This is a genomic window from Exiguobacterium sp. s194 (genome assembly GCF_018618275.1).
In the GTDB taxonomy this organism is placed as follows: domain Bacteria; phylum Bacillota; class Bacilli; order Exiguobacteriales; family Exiguobacteriaceae; genus Exiguobacterium; species Exiguobacterium chiriqhucha.
Genome location: NZ_JACSLT010000002.1, coordinates 50,668 through 67,608, shown reverse-complemented (window position 1 = coordinate 67,608; position 16,941 = coordinate 50,668). Strand labels below are relative to the sequence as shown.

Here is a 16,941-nt window from a genome sequence, read left to right as displayed (position 1 = left end):
GCTCCTTTCTCTTTAGAAGCGGAAGTAGATGAACGGGTTGAACGTGCTCGATACGATATACGAAATCGACAAGAAGAAGAGCACGAGCACACCGCTCACCCGGACGAGCCCGACGATTCGGCGGGTCGCCGTCGTTTTCGTGTCATCGAGTTCTTGACTCAAGAACTTCCCGACGACGATACGTGGAATCGGTGTGGCCGCAATGATGGCGACCAAGAGTACGACCCCATATTGGACCAAGTAGTAGAGTGCTTGTTGATCGAACAGCGGTCCGCCGTGAAGGCCGAACATCGTCTGCAAGTAAGCAATCGCATACGGGAAATCGTCAGCTCGGAAGAAGACCCAACCAATAATGACGACGAACAACGTGAATGACAGCGACAGCCAAGACGGCATCGCCTTCAACCATTTCCCGAGGAATGCACGTTCGAGCATGATGAATACCCCATAGTATACACCCCAGGCGATAAACGTCCAGCTCGCCCCGTGCCAAATCCCAGTCAAGAACCAGACGACAGCCAAGTTGCGGTACGTCTTCCATTCGCCTTGGCGATTTCCGCCGAGCGGGATATAGACGTAGTCACGGAACCAGCTACCGAGTGACATATGCCATCTGCGCCAAAACTCCGAAACAGAACGAGAGATATACGGGTAGTTAAAGTTCTCTAAGAAGTGGAACCCAAACATACGCCCTAGCCCGATGGCCATATCTGAATAACCTGAGAAATCGAAGTAAATTTGGAGCGAATAGGCGATAATCCCGATCCAGGCGAGTGTTGTCGACATCTCTCCGGCCGGCATACCAAAAATCTGGTCAGCGACGTAGCCAGCGCTGTTCGCTAAAATCATTTTCTTCCCGAGACCGATGACGAAGCGCTGAATCCCAGACACGAAGTCATCAATCGTCTCACGACGGTCGACAATCTCATCGGCGACCGTTTGATAGCGGACAATCGGTCCGGCAATCAATTGCGGGAAGAACGAGACGTATAAGGCCAAGTCAAAGATGTTGCGTTGGACTTGCCCGTCCTTGCGATACACGTCGATGACGTAACTCATCGCTTGGAACGTGAAGAACGAGATACCGAGCGGGAGCGGGATTTCCGGGTCGTTCAACGAGAAACCGAGCACGCTGTTGACGTTCTCGACGAAGAAGCTCGCATATTTGAACACCCCAAGCATCCCGAGGTTCCCGAGCACCATGAGTGTCATCCATAGCTTGATTTTCTTTTCATGATGACGGTCGCGGTCGACGAGCAGTCCGAAGACATAGTTCATCGCGATCGACGCAAGCATAATCAATACAAATCGCGGTTCACCCCAGGCGTAGAAAAACAGACTCGCGACGAGCAAAATCGTGTTTTTAATGGGACGCGGTGAGATAAAGTACAGGCCGAGTACAATCGGCAAGAAATAAAATAAAAAGACGGTTGAACTAAATAGCATATCAGTTAGTCCCTTCCTACAAGATTACTCCTCAAACGAGAGGTATAGATCATCGAGTCGAATCGTCTGAGGCTCCGTCGTCTCAATCACATATTTGTAAGAGAGTTTGAAGTACTCTGCCCCTTCGACTTGAGGAATCGACTCCTCGATGTGGTTGTCGCCCGGGTTGAGCGTCAACTTGAAGCGTTTATTCGAGACGCGTTCTTTCTTCGTATACTGCATGAAATACATCTCGAGCTTCACGGGCTTGTCACTGAGCACGTGAATATGCGTATCGAGGCCAATCGTTTGGCAAGGGTCCATCTGCGCGTCCGGCAAAAACATTTGCGACGGCGGAATCTCGAATTTCAAATCGAACAGTTGCACGTAAATCGAGTCGGACTCACTCTCCGGCATGAACGTAACCTCTGTCTTATACCCTTCTTCGCGCATCCGTAAGTGATCCTTCTGGTAACCACGCGGATAATAATGATAAATCGCAGGGCGGATTCTTTTGACTGCCATATCGTTTCCTCCGTTTTATAAGAAAAGAGTTGCCGTACGCATGTACGAGACAACTCTTATTCTTTTACATTAAGTTATTAGAAGTCTGTTGCCAAAATAGCGTCGACGATGCGACGTGACGCTTCCCCGTCACCGTATGGGTTCGAGGCTTTCGACATCTTCTCGTAAGCCGTTGCGTCCGAGAGAAGCTCATCGGCAAGACCGAAGATGACTTCTTCCTCGACACCAGCGAGTTTCAACGTACCAGCGGCCACGCCTTCCGGACGTTCCGTCGTGTCACGAAGGACGAGGACTGGAACACCGAGTGACGGTGCTTCTTCTTGCACGCCGCCCGAGTCCGTGAGGATCAAGTGCGAAATCGATGCATAGTTGTGGAAGTCAAAGACGTCGAGCGGTTCAATCAAGTGGACACGGTCGATATCGTGCAAAATCTCGTTGGCGAGTTCGCGCACGACCGGGTTCATGTGGACCGGATAGACGACTTCGATATCGTCGTACTTCTCAATCAAACGGCGCACAGCGCGGAACATGTTGCGCATCGGCTCGCCGAGGTTCTCGCGGCGGTGGGCCGTGAGTAAGACGAGACGGCGTCCCGATTCACGGATTGAATCGAGCAACTCGTTCGAGTAGTCCTCGCGGACCGTCGTTTTGAGTGCGTCGATTGCCGTATTGCCGGTGACGAAAATTTTGTCTTCCGGCTTGCCTTCACGAAGCAAATTCTCTTTCGACGTTTCCGTCGGTGCGAAGTGAAGGTCGGCCATGACGCCTGTGAGCTGACGGTTCATCTCTTCTGGGAATGGCGAGTACTTGTTGTACGTGCGAAGACCGGCTTCGACGTGCCCGACCGCAGTTTGGTTGTAGAACGCCGCGAGCGAGGCCGCGAACGTCGTCGTCGTGTCACCATGGACGAGGACGATGTCCGGCTTCGTTTCAGCGATGACTTCTCCCATTCCTTTGAGGACGCGTGACGTCACGTCATACAACGTTTGCTTGTCTTTCATGATATCCAAATCGTAGTCTGGCTTGATTTCGAACAACTCGAGCACTTGGTCAAGCATTTGACGGTGCTGCGCCGTGACGACGACGATTGGTTCGACCCCTTCACGTTTCTTTAACTCAAGAACGAGTGGTGCCATTTTAATCGCTTCTGGGCGTGTCCCGAAGACAGTCATTACTTTTTTCATCGATTCGCTAACTCCTCTTCTGTGAGCGGCGGCAAGATATACGTCTCGCCGAGCTCTGTAGATTCGACAACGGTTGTCCGGCGTTTCAACTTATCCGCTTTAAACGTGTCTTGCTGATCTTTTGATAAGTTACGGAACCATTTTAAAAACTTGTTATATTCACGCGCGACTTCTTCGACCGGTCCGTACTCACGGACCTCACCGAACTCGAGCCAAAGTCCGAGCGTACAGAACTGTCGGACTTGAGACACGGAGTGGCTGATGAAGAAAATCGTCTTACCTTGATCCTTGAACTCGTTCATCTTGGCGAGACACTTGTCGGTGAACGTTTGGTCCCCGACCGAGAGCGCCTCATCGATGACGAGGATGTCCGGATCGATGTTAATCGAAATCGCAAATCCGAGGCGTGATTTCATCCCGCTCGAATACGTCTTGACGGGTTGATGAATGAAGTCACCGATATCGGCGAAATCAATGATTTCTGGCGTCAATTCGGCAATCTCATGTTTCGTCATCCCGAGCATGAGCCCTTTTAATTCGATATTCTCCATCCCGGTCAAGTTCCCGTTCAGGCCAGACGAGATCGCAATGAGCGCCGTCTTGCCTTTCAGCTCGATTTGACCATGGGTTGGCGGCATGACATCCGCGAGCAGGTTCGACATCGTCGATTTCCCTGACCCGTTGATGCCGATGATGCCGACGACTTCGCCCGGCGGCACTTCAAACGTGACGTTCCGGAGTGCGTAGAATTGCTTGCCGTTCGTTTTATTGAGGAAAATCTCCTTCAATTTGTCGGTCGGCTTGTTGTATAACGTATAACGTTTTGACACGTTCTCAAATTTAACTTGGTACATGATAGCCTCCTCAAATGTAATCGATGAAATATCGACGGAAGCGCATATGGATCATCGAACCGACAAAGAAGAGGACGAGCACGATCGCCCAATAGTAGAGACCATACGCCCAGTTGTTCGCGAGCCAATCGGTCCCGAGGAACATCGAACGATACCCTTCAATCAAATAGTACAACGGGTTGATTTGAAGAACCTCTGCGAGACGGCCGGTCGGAACCCAAAAAATCGGCGTCAAGTACATGAGCATTCGCATGAGCGATTGCAGTAAGTTTTGTAAGTCGCGCACGATGGTCGTCAGTGCGGACGTGATTAACGCTAGCGAGTAAAGTAAGGCAAGAGCACTGATCGCCAAGTATATGAACCAAAGCGAATGGAGCCCCATCGGATAGCCGAACGCCCACATTAACACGTAGGATACCGCCACTAAAATGGCATGGCGATAAAACAACGATAACAGGACGTAAGCAGGAATCGTTGAGATTGGAAAGCTCATCTTGGAAACTAACCCAATCTTCGAATAGACAGACCGAGCCGTAGAAGTGATTGCCGCGGCAATAAAGAACCAGACGACAATCCCTGCAACGAGCCATGGCAGAAACGGCACGCCATCAATCGGCCTGCCGCTTCGAATACCAAATCCAAATACAAACCAATAGACTGCGATTTGCAGCAATGGCGTGACGAATTCCCATAAAAATCCGAGGTACTGCATTGAATAGTTGCTCTTCGTCTCATACGTCGCGAGACGCATGATCAGATACTTACTCGACTGCAGTTCTGAAAGAATAGCTTTCGCGGATTTAAACATGTGAATTCACCTTGAATCAACGTACGAGATTCGTTTCCTTTGTAAATTTGTACAAGTTGCCGTAGTTAACGACTGCCACATCTTCGCCAGCTGGCTTCACGATGTTGCGCGTATCAAAGATCATCGGACGACGCATCGCTCCGCTGAGTTCAGCGAAATCGAGTGTCTTGAACTCGTTGTGGTCGACGAGGACGAGGACGAGGTCCGCGCCTGCGATCGCTTCTTCTTTCGAGACGAGGTCGAAACGGCTCGATGTCGACTTCTCGACGTGACCATCATGAACCGAGATGTTCACGCCACGGTCGAGCAAGAGCTCACAGATGTCGACAGCTGGGCTTTCACGCATGTCGTCGACGTTTCCTTTGTACGTCACGCCGAAGACAGCGACTTTCGCGTCTTCGATGCCCGCAACGAGCTTCTCGACGTTGTCGGCCACGTAGGCTGGCATTGAGACGTTCGTCTCACGCGACAAGTTGATGATTTGAGCGAGGTCAGGTGACTTCGCGACGATGAAGTATGGGTCGACCGCGAGGCAGTGACCACCGACGCCAGGACCTGGGCTATGCAAGTTGACGCGCGGGTGTTTGTTTGCCATTTCGATGACGTCGAGGACGTTGATATCGAGGTCGTTACAAACTTTAGCGAGTTCGTTCGCGAGGGCGATGTTGACGTCACGGAACGTGTTCTCCATGAGTTTAGACATTTCAGCCGTCTTCGCGTCCGTCTTGACGATTTCGCCTTCGACGAATGTGCCGTAGACGCGTGCGCCAGCTTCCGCACAAGCAGGCGTGATGCCGCCGACGATGCGGTTGTTGTGCACGAGCTCATGCAAGATTTGTCCAGGAAGGACACGCTCTGGGCAGTGAACGAGGAAGATGTCTTCGCCGACGACGAATCCAGCTTCTTCGACGAGTGGCTTGACGAAATCGTCCATCGTACGTGGAGCGATCGTCGACTCGACGATGATGACGTTGCCTTTCTCGACGAATGGAAGGACTTTACGTGTCGCGTCCAAGACGTATGTGAGGTCGCACGACTTGTGCTCGTCATCATTATTTGGTGTCGGGACAGCGATGATGAATGCGTCCGCTTTCTCCGGTGAGAGTGACGCACGGAACTTGCCTTGCGCGACGACGTCTGCGACGACTTCGCCGAGACCTGGCTCTTCAATGTGGATTTCACCACGGTTCAATTTATCTACGACGTTTTGAGAGATGTCTACCCCAACGACGTCGACGCCGTATTTAGCGAAGACTGCCGATGTCGGCAAACCAATATACCCAAGACCTACTGTACATACTTTCATTTGTAGTAACCTCCAAGTGTGTGTGTGCCCTGCGATTTCTCGATGCGAGCATGTCCATCATTTTATTTCAGTTTCGACAATAAAACAATACTCATTATACTCTTGAACAAATCAGCCGGGCAATTACATTTTAATGACAAATCAATGTTTTTCCGTTTCGGACAACGCCTCTAGTATAAGCTGTTCCAGCTTTTTAGCAAGTGTTTCGACCGCGAAGTGCTCAAATGCATAGGTTTGAAGCGGTTTTGCCGCTTCGAGCAGACGATCAGAATCGTCGGCGTACGAACGGATGATGCCGACGGCGTCGGACACATCTTCCAATAATAACGCGTCCGGATAAATCGTCTCGCTCCCCGTCCAGTGACGGATGAGCGGATACGTGCCCGACGTCATCGCTTCGGCCGGTGCCAAATGGAAGCTCTCGAGATCGCTCATCGAGAGGACGAAGCCAATCTTTTGTAGCCATTCAGCGACATCATCGCCGTGTCCGTCGAACTGGACGCTCGACTGGAACTGCGGCTCTTCAAGTCGGGCGAGCAACTTGTCGTAATACGCTCTTTCATCTTCCCGTTTATTGATCCAATAAATCTCGTTCGGATGATGTCCTTTAATGAAGAGTTTATAGCGACGATCTTGTTGTAACAGCTGCTCGAGCAAATCGAGCGCCAAATCGAGTCGCTTCAGTTTCGGATTGACGCCGATCATACCGAGGTGGAACGTCAAATCTTGTTTCACTTTCGGCTGAGCCAAGCGTTTCCCGTCGACGGCGTTATAAATCATCGTCATCTTGTGGCGCGGAATGCGGAACAGACGGTACATCTCTTCGAGCATATACGGCGAGACGAGGATGATTTTGTCAATGTTATGCAAGTTGTACTGACGTGGGAACGGTGTCTCTTTCTCTTGACGGTGAATCCGCACGATCAGCTTCTGGTGCGGCAACTTGTGCTCCGAGTACCAGACGGCGTTGCCGAGTCCCCATTCACAGAAGATGATATCGGCCTGCTCGAGGCACGCCTTACTGTGATTGACGTTGTGAATCTTATGGCCGTCCCATTGGTCGACGAGCACGTTGAAGCGCGGGTTCTCCGAGAATTTCTGCATGAACAGCTTCAAGAACTTCAAGTCGTGGCCCGCGAAGACAATCGTCAACTTCTTCATCGCCCACAGCTCGTCACGGAGGCGCGCATGCGTGTTCGTGAACGTATAATACTGGGCCATGTCATACAGACGCTTGGCGGCCTCACGGTAGATGGTGGCGTCCGTGAGCGCGAGACGCGCCTTGTCGATGAACTCTGACTCTGAATTGACGAACAACGGATAGTCCGCCCCGAGGATGAGCTCATGCATCGGATTACGGTTGAGCAGCACCGGCTTTCCGAGCGCACCATACTCGAGCAGCTTCGTCGACAGTTCGAGCGAGGCGTCGAGTTCCGGATGGCGCCAAGATACTCCGACCGCACTCGACTCGATTAACGTCTCGACGTCGCGACGCGGGATTCCTTTCAGCCATGTCACGCCTGGATCGTGACCGAGTCGATGTGTCACGTCTTTGCGGAAGTTCGGGTTGTTCGGGTCTTGATTGAACTTGTCACCGGCGACATGAAGCTCGGCCGTCGGATGTGCGGCGCGCAATTTTGCGAACGCCGTCAAAATCTCGCTCGAATACCAGAGCGGCGCAAACTTGCCTGTATAGACGAGGCGGTCGTTCGGTTTCGTGAACGATGGCGTCGCCTCTTTCACGTTCGGAATCATCGGGTTCAAGATGAGGAACGGTCGCTCCGTCGGGAGGAACGTCTCAAAATAATCTTTCATCGCCGACGTCTGGCAGAGCATGCGGGCCGAGCGTGAGGCGATTTGCTTCAAGCGGGCCAATTCTTCGTCCGACGCCTGCGTATGGTCGTGGGTGAAGTCAGTGATATACGTCCACGTCTTCGCCATCGTGTCCTCATACGCCGACAAGTTGTAGGCGAGCTGGAAGCCACGGATGAAGGCCAAGTCGTACGAGCCGCTCATCATGAGCTCATGGATGAGTTGGGCCGCTTCAGACGGCTCGAGTACTTTCTTCTTATAGTACGGTTCGTCCTTCTTCGGTGACGTCTCGCCAAATACGTCGAGGAAGCGGACGTTCGGCAACTCACGAATCGACGCCGTCACTTCCGGTTTGACGATCGAGCGTTTCAATAAGACGTCGACGTGAATCGACGGGTCTTGTTTCAACATATGGACGACGGACGTCAGCCAGATGGCCGACCCGTCAATCAAGTTCAAGTTCACGTCCCCATAGACGAGGACGCGAAGCGGTGCTTTCGTCATAACGTTACCTCCTGGGCCATCTCGTCGGAGAGATTGGCTCCGCCTTTGACGTATTGATACGGGTCGATGCTAAAGATCCGCTCGCCGGACTGGGCCAACTCTTGGAGCGACGCATCGTTCGTCAGCACGTCGAGTGCCTCTTGGATGCTATAGAAACGGAGCGCCGCCGGTTTGACGAGCGAACGCGTCGGCACGGCGTCGAACACGTAGCGATAGCTCGCATCCACATCTTGTTTCTCGAGCGTCCCATCAAACGTATAATGGTCGCCTTTCGTCAAGATGTTGGCGTCGGCATAACGCGCCGCCAAAATATAGTCGGACACGTAAGACGGGCCGTAATAGTCGTCCCGGTTCACGAACGCCATCCATTCGAAACCGTCCAAAATCTCAGATAAGGCGTTATATTGCGTCAAATAACTGAGCATGAACGTCGAAATCGTCTCGGTGTTGTACTCGTTATAGACGTCGATATAGCCGTCGAACTTATCGAGGAACACGACGAGGTGTGTATGCTTGTAGTCTTGCGTTTCATAAATCGATACGACCCGCTCCATCTCCTCTTTCGAGCGGACGATGGCGACCATGGCCACACGGGCGTGGTCGACACGATACGGGATACCGATTGCCCCGACGACTTGGGCGAGACGTTGCGTGTACGTATGATTCGTCAACACGTGACGCATCCCGCGCATAGCGACGTCCTCATAAAACGCGTCATCGGTCAACAGCTTCTTGAACGTCTCATCGAGCATGGCGTCACCCTCATCGAGGAAGACATAATCGCCGAGCATCTGTTTGACACCGATGGAGCGCGTGCTGACGACCGGCGTCGCACAGGCGAGGCCTTCGAACACACGACGCGAGAACATCGTCGGTGAGTCGTTGACCGAGTTGACGTTCAGCATGACTTTAAAGCCTTTATACGCTTTCGCGATTTGGTTATATTTCAAACTTCCGCGAATCGAGTCACGGAACTGTTCCGGGAATTGGAGCTGATCCGTCTCGCCGCGTTGGTTCATCTCATAGTTGCGGTCATAGATGACGAGGCCGTAACGGTCCGCCGCGGCGAACAAACGGTCCATGTCCTGACGGCGCGACTCGTGTCGGTTCGCATAATACGAGCCCGCGAACGAGGCGTACGGTTCACGTGTCCCCGGTAAACGAATCGGGTTGTGTTCTTTTGGTTGTGCCGCGAACGGGAGCGCGCCGACACGGTCGTGCCCGCAGTCGCGGATATAATCCTCGACCCGGTTCTCGTCCGTCGTATAGACGTAGTCGAATCGTTTCGCCGTCTCGATGAAACGGTCGTAGTGAATCGGGTCTTCTTTGTTCCAGAATACGGTCGGGATGTTGTTGTGACGGCACCATTCAAGCAGGCCGTCGAGCTCTTCCCACGTGTTCGTGCCGTATTTGACGACCTTCTTTTCCCACGCCCCGGCGTTCCCTTTCCACGCCGACTCGACCATCAAAAAGTCCGGTTGTTCATCGGCGAGGACGGCCGGCCAGTTATCCGGTGTGAACGTGATCAAGTCACATTCTGGGCGGTACGAGGCGGTCGTGAACTCATCGAAGATGGCCGCGACTTTCAATTCGTGCAACTCACGCGGCACGGCACGGAAGAGACGGGCCTCGCGCACATCGAGCCATTCCGGGCTACGCGTTCGGTCGCTAATGATCTCTTCAGTGACGCGAATCCGGTCGATGACCGCTTCCCCGTCGCCGTCGACACGAAGCGCGAAGCGGAGACGACGCGCATCTTTCTCAAACTCGAAAATTTTCTCCGAGCCGAGTTGGACTTGCTGCATGTTCAAGCGGCCTTCCGTCGAGTACGTGATGATATAGAGGACAACGTTCGTCCCTTCGCCCATCTCGCCGTCGAGCGTGACCCGGTAACGGCTGTTCGATTTGACGTCGAACAAGAAGTCGACCGGTAACAGCTTGAAGCTGTTATTCGTCTCGGCATACGAGATGTAACGGCGATTGCCTTCCCCGGTCTTCAACTTGACGACGAGCTGGTCGTGCTTATGTTTCAATTTGATCGTGTCCGGTGTCGGCACCGTCCACATCGACGGTTTGAGCGATAAAATCTCTTCACGGCGGACGCTCTTCTCGCGGACCATGCCGAGTTTCAAACCATGTAGTTCACCGTGGCCAGACAAGCGGACGAAATAACGGACCGTCGAATGACTCGGTGTCAGACGGATGATGCCACTCAGTCCGAGCGGGACCTCGATCATTTGATCTTGTCCATCGGCCGTATACGTGACGACGAACAGTGAGGCGTTCGCCGTGCCCGTCACCGTCCCTTTTAAATAGAAACGATAGACGTCATCATCCATATCCCCGAGCGGGAAGTCGATGGCGCGTTTCGTATTCACGTGCGGGAGGGCCGATTCGCCGACACCGAAGTGGACGTATTGGCCACCGACGCCGTGCAACAACAGTTTGTCATCTTCAAAATCGACGACACGGTTGATGGCCGAAATCAATTCGAGCTGTTTCGGCGTCAAATCGATGCGATAGTCGAAATCGCTATCCTGCATGTGATAAGCCATTCCTTCGACGTCCCAGAGCGAGACACCGTTGACGTTCAGTTCGATGACACTATACGAGCCTTTTCCTTCCGTCTCGACCGTGAAGCGGACTTTCGTCTCGTTCGCGAGCAAGGCGATATCGGTCGGTGTCTGATTGTAGACGAACACGTCACGTGAATGTTTGTTCCGTTGATAGAGCGACACTTTGATGGCAGGTGTGACATCACCGGCCGCCTTCGCGCGGAACTGGACGTGCATCGTCCGATTCGATTTTGAGAACACTTTTTTGATGTCGATCGTGTCTTCTTTCTCGTCCGGACGATACGTCAAGACGACCGCTTCCGGGCGTGAGATGACGACGTCGGCCCCTTCTAGATGGACCGCATCCGATGCGGTGTACCAATTCGGGACGATTGGTCCCGCTTGACGAGATGTCACGCGGTTGAGCGCCTTGTTGATGATGCGTTTCCCGACGCGACGCGAGCGTTGGACACCGAGATGTGCCGCCCGACGTGCTTTCGTTTGCCAACCCATATGTCTTTCCTCCAAACTGCGGGGTATTCCCCTCGATTTCACTAATAAGGAAGCGACACATCACATGTCGCTCCCGGCTGGTCATTTCCGTTTGACGATTTTGCCGACACGGCTTCGGACGGCACGCGCTGCGAGCAATCCTTTTCCGACTTTCGACTGGGTCAAACTTTGATATTTACGATTAAGTTGGCGATAGCGTTTATCGGCCTTATCGACTTCTTTTGAAATCCATTCCACCGTATAGAGCAGTTCGGCGTACCGATGCAACAGACGTTGATATTGTTGGCTCGTGATGCGGTATTCACGTTGAAGTCGTTTATTCTCCTCGATTTGTTCAGCGAGCTGCATCTCGAGAAGGTTCTTTTCTTGTTTCAATTGTTCACTCATGTTGTCACCTCAACGGAATACGTCGAAATACAGACGTTTCAATTCATTTTTTTGACCGCTCTCATACAGATCGATGAACTGTTTGAAGCGGGGGCTCTTCGGTTCGAGCGGCTTGAACTGCTCGTAGATGGCATATAACAAATCGGCGTTGCCGAAGAAGTCCTCGTCCCGCGACCGGCGGATGAACTGGAGATACCATAGCTCAAAGAACCGTTCGAAGCGAGTCTCACGATAGACATCGAGCACACCTTCACGCTCGAACGCCTTCGCCCGGGCCGTCTCGCGCAACACACATTTCTCGAAGTAACGACGGGTGATCGTATTGACGGTCGATCCCGCCACGGCCGCGTAATAGTCGTGAATCGTCAAGTCGACGAGTGCGACACGTTCGGCCGATAAGAACATCTCTTGGAAGAAGAGCGAATCTTGACCGACCGCCCCGATGACTTGTTTCAAGCCGTTGTCGACGATGAAGTCGCGACGGATGACCATCGCCTGGATGCTTTGCACTTTGAAGTTGTGCTCGAGCAGGTAGGCACGCGGGTCTTCAATCATGCGGATGCCGCCTTTCTCGAGTCCTTCAAGTTCGATCATCGCTTCGCGGTTCGACAGCTTCAACATGCTGCCGACAGCGAGATCGAGTCCCGGTTCGCGCGTCATCAACTGATACAGCTCGTGATAACCATCGTTGACCGCCTCGTTATCCGGGTCAAGGAAAGCGATATATGGAGTCGTCGCCAGCTCGACCCCTTTGTTACGAGGGCGTGAGGCACTGCCGCTGCCGCCGTCTGCGAACGAGTACGTGTAGACGTTCGCATGTTCGCGCGCCAAGCGCTCGACGTAACGGCTCGTCTCGTTGTCGGTCGAACCGTCGTCCACGAGCCAAATTTCCATATCATCAAACATCGTGCTCCGCTTCAAGCTGAAGAAGCACTTGTTGTACAAGTAACGACCGTTGTTATAGACCGGCACGACGACAGACAATTTGTAGTCACGCGGTGCGTTCGGTTCGAAGACGACCTCGCCTTTGACGAGTTCGAACCGGTCGACGGCATAACCCGGCAACGTCCGGCTCTTGAGCGTCCGTGTTGCGACTTCTTTGAGCGACAGTTGCTCCGCGATGAACACGGAACGATGGACATCGGTCACGTCCGTCACGTAATCGTGTTCCGGACCCGAGACGAGCGTCTCGCCGTCGAAGTAGGCCGCTTTCGTCACGAACGATACGTCCGTATATTTAAAGGCGTTAATCAAGTCTTCTAAATAATAGGCTTCATACGTATAAGCCGAGTCGAAGAACGCGACGAACGCCGCTTCCTGCAAATCGGTCTCCGTCACGGCATCTGCCATCCGGAAACGGACGTTAGCGTACGTCTGGTCGTCGACCATGGCTTGAAGACGCGACTCGACACCTGAGCCGACGACGAGAACCGGACGGGCCCCGAGTGCTTCCGTCTCAAGTCCGAGCGCGAACAACTTCTCTTCGAACCGGTCATGCATCGTATGTCCGGCCATGATCGTACGGACGCCCGCTAATTGCTGGCGGTACTTCTCGTCCTCGGTCTTGAACATGTTCAAAATCTGTTTGGCGTCGAGACGGCCCGTCGCGATGAACACGTTCGGGAAATCGTTGTTGACGGCGATATTATAGTTCGTCAAGACGAGGTTACCGCGTGCCAGTGCATCGTAAATCGCTTGTGCGCTATACGTCGGGCTGTTCTTCACTTCGTTGACGTGAAGGACCCAATCGACGGACTTTTTCAAACGGTCCATGTCCGTCTCGCTCGCGACGAGATATTGACGGTACGCTTCGCCGACTTCCTCGTTTTTGTCACGGTCTGATTTAATCACGTGGAGACGGTGGTCCGTCTCTAAGACGCCATCCATCAATTTGTCGACGTCTTCCATGAACGCTTTTCGCATTGGGAACTCATTCGTGACGAGCACGTCGTTCAAACGGGCGCGTGTCATGCCGATCGGATTGTGACGCAATTGGTTGACGAACGGCTTGATGACGAAGACACGGTCATGTTTGCACAGTTCGGTGTAATCTTGGACCCGCTCTTCATTGGCCGTAAAGACGATGTCACACTTCGCTGCGAGTGATGCGTAACGCGCGTAATGATTCGTGTCGGCCTCGGTATGGAACACGACCGGGATGTCGCGATAGTTGGCTTGCTTAATCAATTTTTCGAGCCATTGGCGCGAGTGTGAGCGCGGTGTCGCCATGTGTTCAAAACTTGTCGCCTCATCACCTGGAAGGATTGGGCTAATCATGAGGAACTCGATGTTCACACCTGCATTGACGAGCTCTAAAAACTCGGTGACCGTCTTGAACGTATGGACGTTACAGACGTGATTCCACATATCGGCCCGTTCGACCGGTCCGACGAACGCCACATCGATGAGTTTCTTCTTATAATAAGTACTCCCGTTCGATGCTGGATATTCCGGTAAGTCGTTCGGGAAACGCGCGGTCGCCGCATCCCATTCTTGTTTGAGACCGGTGTTATACGTCTCAAGCTTTTGGTCATCCCAATATGGGAGTTGTGCTTTTTTCGTCAACGACGGCAAGTCATTGATGAGAATGACATCGCCTTCATCTAGCGGTTCTTTTTGTGAAATCCGTTCCCGTTCTGCACGTACCCATTTCGCGTGCTCTTGAACGTCGGACAATAATCGTCTTACATCCATTCAATTCGCCTCATTCTTTCATCATGTCGTATCGTAGGTTTCACACCTACACCCTCTGTCATAGTATCAAATATCAGATAGGCAAGCAATTTCAGTCAGATGACAATCGGACGACTTGCCATTCCCCTCTTTTGTAATACCCGACTTTCCTTCCCTATAACAAAAAAACTCCCCTGAATCATCAGGAGAGTTGGACTGCTTATTCAGCTGCTACGTCGACGATGCGACCTTCCACTTTCGGCTCGACCGTGACAAGGCTTGCCACGTGGTCGCGCAAGTTTTCCCAGTCCGAGAGACCGAGGTCTTGAACGCGGCCTTCAGTGTAAGCAACACCGAGCTCCGCGAAACCGTCGCCGCCTTTCGCTGTGAACGCATTCGTCGCGACTTTATAACGTGTTGAATCTTCTGCTACGAGCACTGGTGCTCCGTCTTTCATGTACTCGATTTTCGTCACACGTGAGCCTGACGGTTGCGAGCTATCGTACGTCACTTTCAAACCAGCGACGTGAAGGAAACCACCGTTCTCGTTCGGAAGCGGTCCGACACTGCGTTCGAACGTTTGATAAATCTCTGTCCCTGTGAGGTCAGCGATCGCGAGCGTGTTCCCGAACGGAAGCGTCGTGAGCACTTCACCGATCGTGATCTCACCTTCGTTGATGGCTGCACGGATACCGCCACCATTTTGAATCGCACCGATGACGTCAGGGCTGAATGTCTTCGCTTTCGCGAGCATGCCGTCCGTGATCAAGTTCCCGAGTGCCGTTTCGTTCTTACGAACGCTCACGCCAGTCGTGTTGTCTGGATCGCTCGTACGTGGGTTCGTGAGCGCTGCTGTTGCTGAAGCACCTGTTGGTTGGTTTTTCAACTCATCGACTTCTTCTTTGAACGGTGCGAGGAGCTGTGTCGCTTTCGCGTCCGCTTCAAGCTTCGTCACATCGATTAAAGCACCTTCATGGGCAATCACTTTTCCGTCTTGGTCGAACGTGACGTCAAGTGTGCCAAGGTATTGGCTATATTGATACGCTTGGACGATCAACGTCGGGTTGTCCGTATCCGCGTTTCTCACTTCCGGCTTCGCGAGAAGCGAGTGCGAGTGTCCGCCGATGATGACGTCGATGCCTTCGACTTCTTCCGCGAGGATTTGGTCGTTATCGACTGTTGGGTTGTCATCGTAACCTAAGTGCGTGACGGCGACGATTTGGTTGACGCCAGCTGCTTCGAACGCTGCGACAGCCGCTTTCGCTTCCGCGATGTAGTCTTGGAACTGGGCGTTGCCCGGGCTTGCGATTTCAGACGTCTCTTCTGTTGTGAGACCGAAGAAGCCGACTTTGACGCCGTCTACTTCTTTAATGACACCTTCATACAGACGACCGTTATATGGCTTGTCTGTCACCGCGTCACGGAAGAGCGGGTTCAAGTCTGTGTCTGCTGAGAAGTCGAGGTTCGAGCTGACGAACGGGAAGTTCGCGTAGCGGATGAACTTGGCAAGTTCGGCGTTGCCGTCTTCGTCGCCACCGAGATCGAACTCGTGGTTCCCGAGTGTCATCAAGTCGTACTTCATGTAGTTCATGAGTTTCAAGTCAGCCATTCCTTCAAACTTGTTGAAGTATAGTGAACCTGAGAATACGTCCCCAGCGTCAATCAAGAGTGCGTTCGGCTTCTCGGCGCGGACTTGTTTAACGGCTGTTGCGCGTTTTGGCGCCAAGTCGAGTGAAGCGTGCGTGTCGTTCGTGTGCATGAACGATACCGTGTTCCCACCGACCGAATAAGGAAGTTCAGCTTCGATTGTGCGGCCATTGCTCGTAAATTTCGCATGCGCCGTGAACGAACCAATTTTTGATGTATCGATGCCGTGAACACGGACGAGACGCTCGACCGTTCCGTTCGCGAAGCGAACATCGAGACGAAGTGCGCTCGGCACGTTCTCCCCTTGTTTGAACGAGAGTGCTTCCCCCGGTTCGATGGCAACCGGATAGTTCAAGACGCGGACACGCTTCTCGACTTTAATCCCCTTGCCGACCACGATCCCTTTCGCCGTTTGATATGTACCGAGTTTGTTCAACTTCACCGATGATTTGTACCAATGGATGTTGGCGCCTTGATATGTCTTGTCGAGCGTGGCGTCGAGGTCGCCTCCGCGGACGAAGTCGGCTTTCAGTTTGACCGTCTTAACTTTTGGTGCCGCGTCAGCTGTCGCTGCCGGAACGATCGATGAAGCGGTGATGGCCGCCACAGCGAGTGAAGCGTACAACTTGTTCGTTTTACGTGTGAGCATTTGATTTTCCCCTTTCAAATGTGGTGAAGCAGAACTAAAACGAATGATAGCGCTTACAATGTCTGACGGATCATAATCGGCCTTGTTCCCTATTCCGTC

10 protein-coding genes and 1 pseudogene are annotated in these 16,941 nt (G+C 52.8%); all 11 read right to left on the bottom strand.

Annotated elements, in window-relative coordinates; genetic code table 11:
• Nucleotides 1–12: 12 nt before the first annotated feature.
• Nucleotides 13–1,446 (bottom strand): MBOAT family O-acyltransferase, encoded by a 1,434-nt coding sequence (locus tag KNP85_RS02255; RefSeq protein WP_214751580.1) that lies wholly within the window; start codon nucleotides 1,444–1,446, stop codon nucleotides 13–15.
• Between the two features lie 24 nt (nucleotides 1,447–1,470).
• Nucleotides 1,471–1,950 (bottom strand): hypothetical protein, encoded by a 480-nt coding sequence (locus tag KNP85_RS02250; protein WP_214756249.1) that lies wholly within the window; start codon nucleotides 1,948–1,950, stop codon nucleotides 1,471–1,473.
• A 77-nt stretch (nucleotides 1,951–2,027) separates the two neighbouring features.
• A complete protein-coding gene (gene wecB / locus KNP85_RS02245) occupies nucleotides 2,028–3,134 on the bottom strand; it encodes a non-hydrolyzing UDP-N-acetylglucosamine 2-epimerase (RefSeq protein ID WP_021066435.1) in 1,107 nt (368 codons plus the stop codon).
• Nucleotides 3,135–3,214: 80 nt separating this feature from the next.
• A pseudogene (gene tagH / locus KNP85_RS02240) lies at nucleotides 3,215–3,991 on the bottom strand (teichoic acids export ABC transporter ATP-binding subunit TagH); the annotation flags it as partial.
• A gap of 7 nt (nucleotides 3,992–3,998) precedes the next feature.
• Entirely contained in the window at nucleotides 3,999–4,796 is a 798-nt protein-coding gene (locus KNP85_RS02235; protein ID WP_021066433.1) for an ABC transporter permease, read from the bottom strand.
• Nucleotides 4,797–4,812: 16 nt separating this feature from the next.
• Entirely contained in the window at nucleotides 4,813–6,102 is a 1,290-nt protein-coding gene (locus tag KNP85_RS02230) for a nucleotide sugar dehydrogenase (protein WP_021066432.1), read from the bottom strand.
• Nucleotides 6,103–6,243: 141 nt separating this feature from the next.
• On the bottom strand, nucleotides 6,244–8,418 hold the full coding sequence (locus KNP85_RS02225; RefSeq protein WP_214801053.1) for a glycosyltransferase: 2,175 nt from the start codon (nucleotides 8,416–8,418) through the stop codon (nucleotides 6,244–6,246).
• Nucleotides 8,415–11,486 (bottom strand): CgeB family protein, encoded by a 3,072-nt coding sequence (locus KNP85_RS02220; protein ID WP_214801050.1) that lies wholly within the window; start codon nucleotides 11,484–11,486, stop codon nucleotides 8,415–8,417. Before KNP85_RS02220 ends, KNP85_RS02225 begins: the two co-directional genes overlap by 4 nt.
• Before the next feature lie 81 nt (nucleotides 11,487–11,567).
• Nucleotides 11,568–11,873 carry a hypothetical protein gene (locus tag KNP85_RS02215; protein ID WP_021066429.1) on the bottom strand — a complete coding sequence of 102 codons (306 nt, stop codon included), beginning with the start codon at nucleotides 11,871–11,873 and terminating at the stop codon, nucleotides 11,568–11,570.
• A 9-nt stretch (nucleotides 11,874–11,882) separates the two neighbouring features.
• Complete coding sequence (locus KNP85_RS02210) at nucleotides 11,883–14,567, bottom strand: glycosyltransferase (protein ID WP_214801047.1); 2,685 nt, start codon at nucleotides 14,565–14,567, stop codon at nucleotides 11,883–11,885.
• Nucleotides 14,568–14,766: 199 nt separating this feature from the next.
• Nucleotides 14,767–16,842, bottom strand: coding sequence for a bifunctional metallophosphatase/5'-nucleotidase (locus tag KNP85_RS02205; RefSeq protein WP_214801044.1), 2,076 nt, complete (start codon nucleotides 16,840–16,842; stop codon nucleotides 14,767–14,769).
• Between the last annotated feature and the right edge of the window lie 99 nt (nucleotides 16,843–16,941).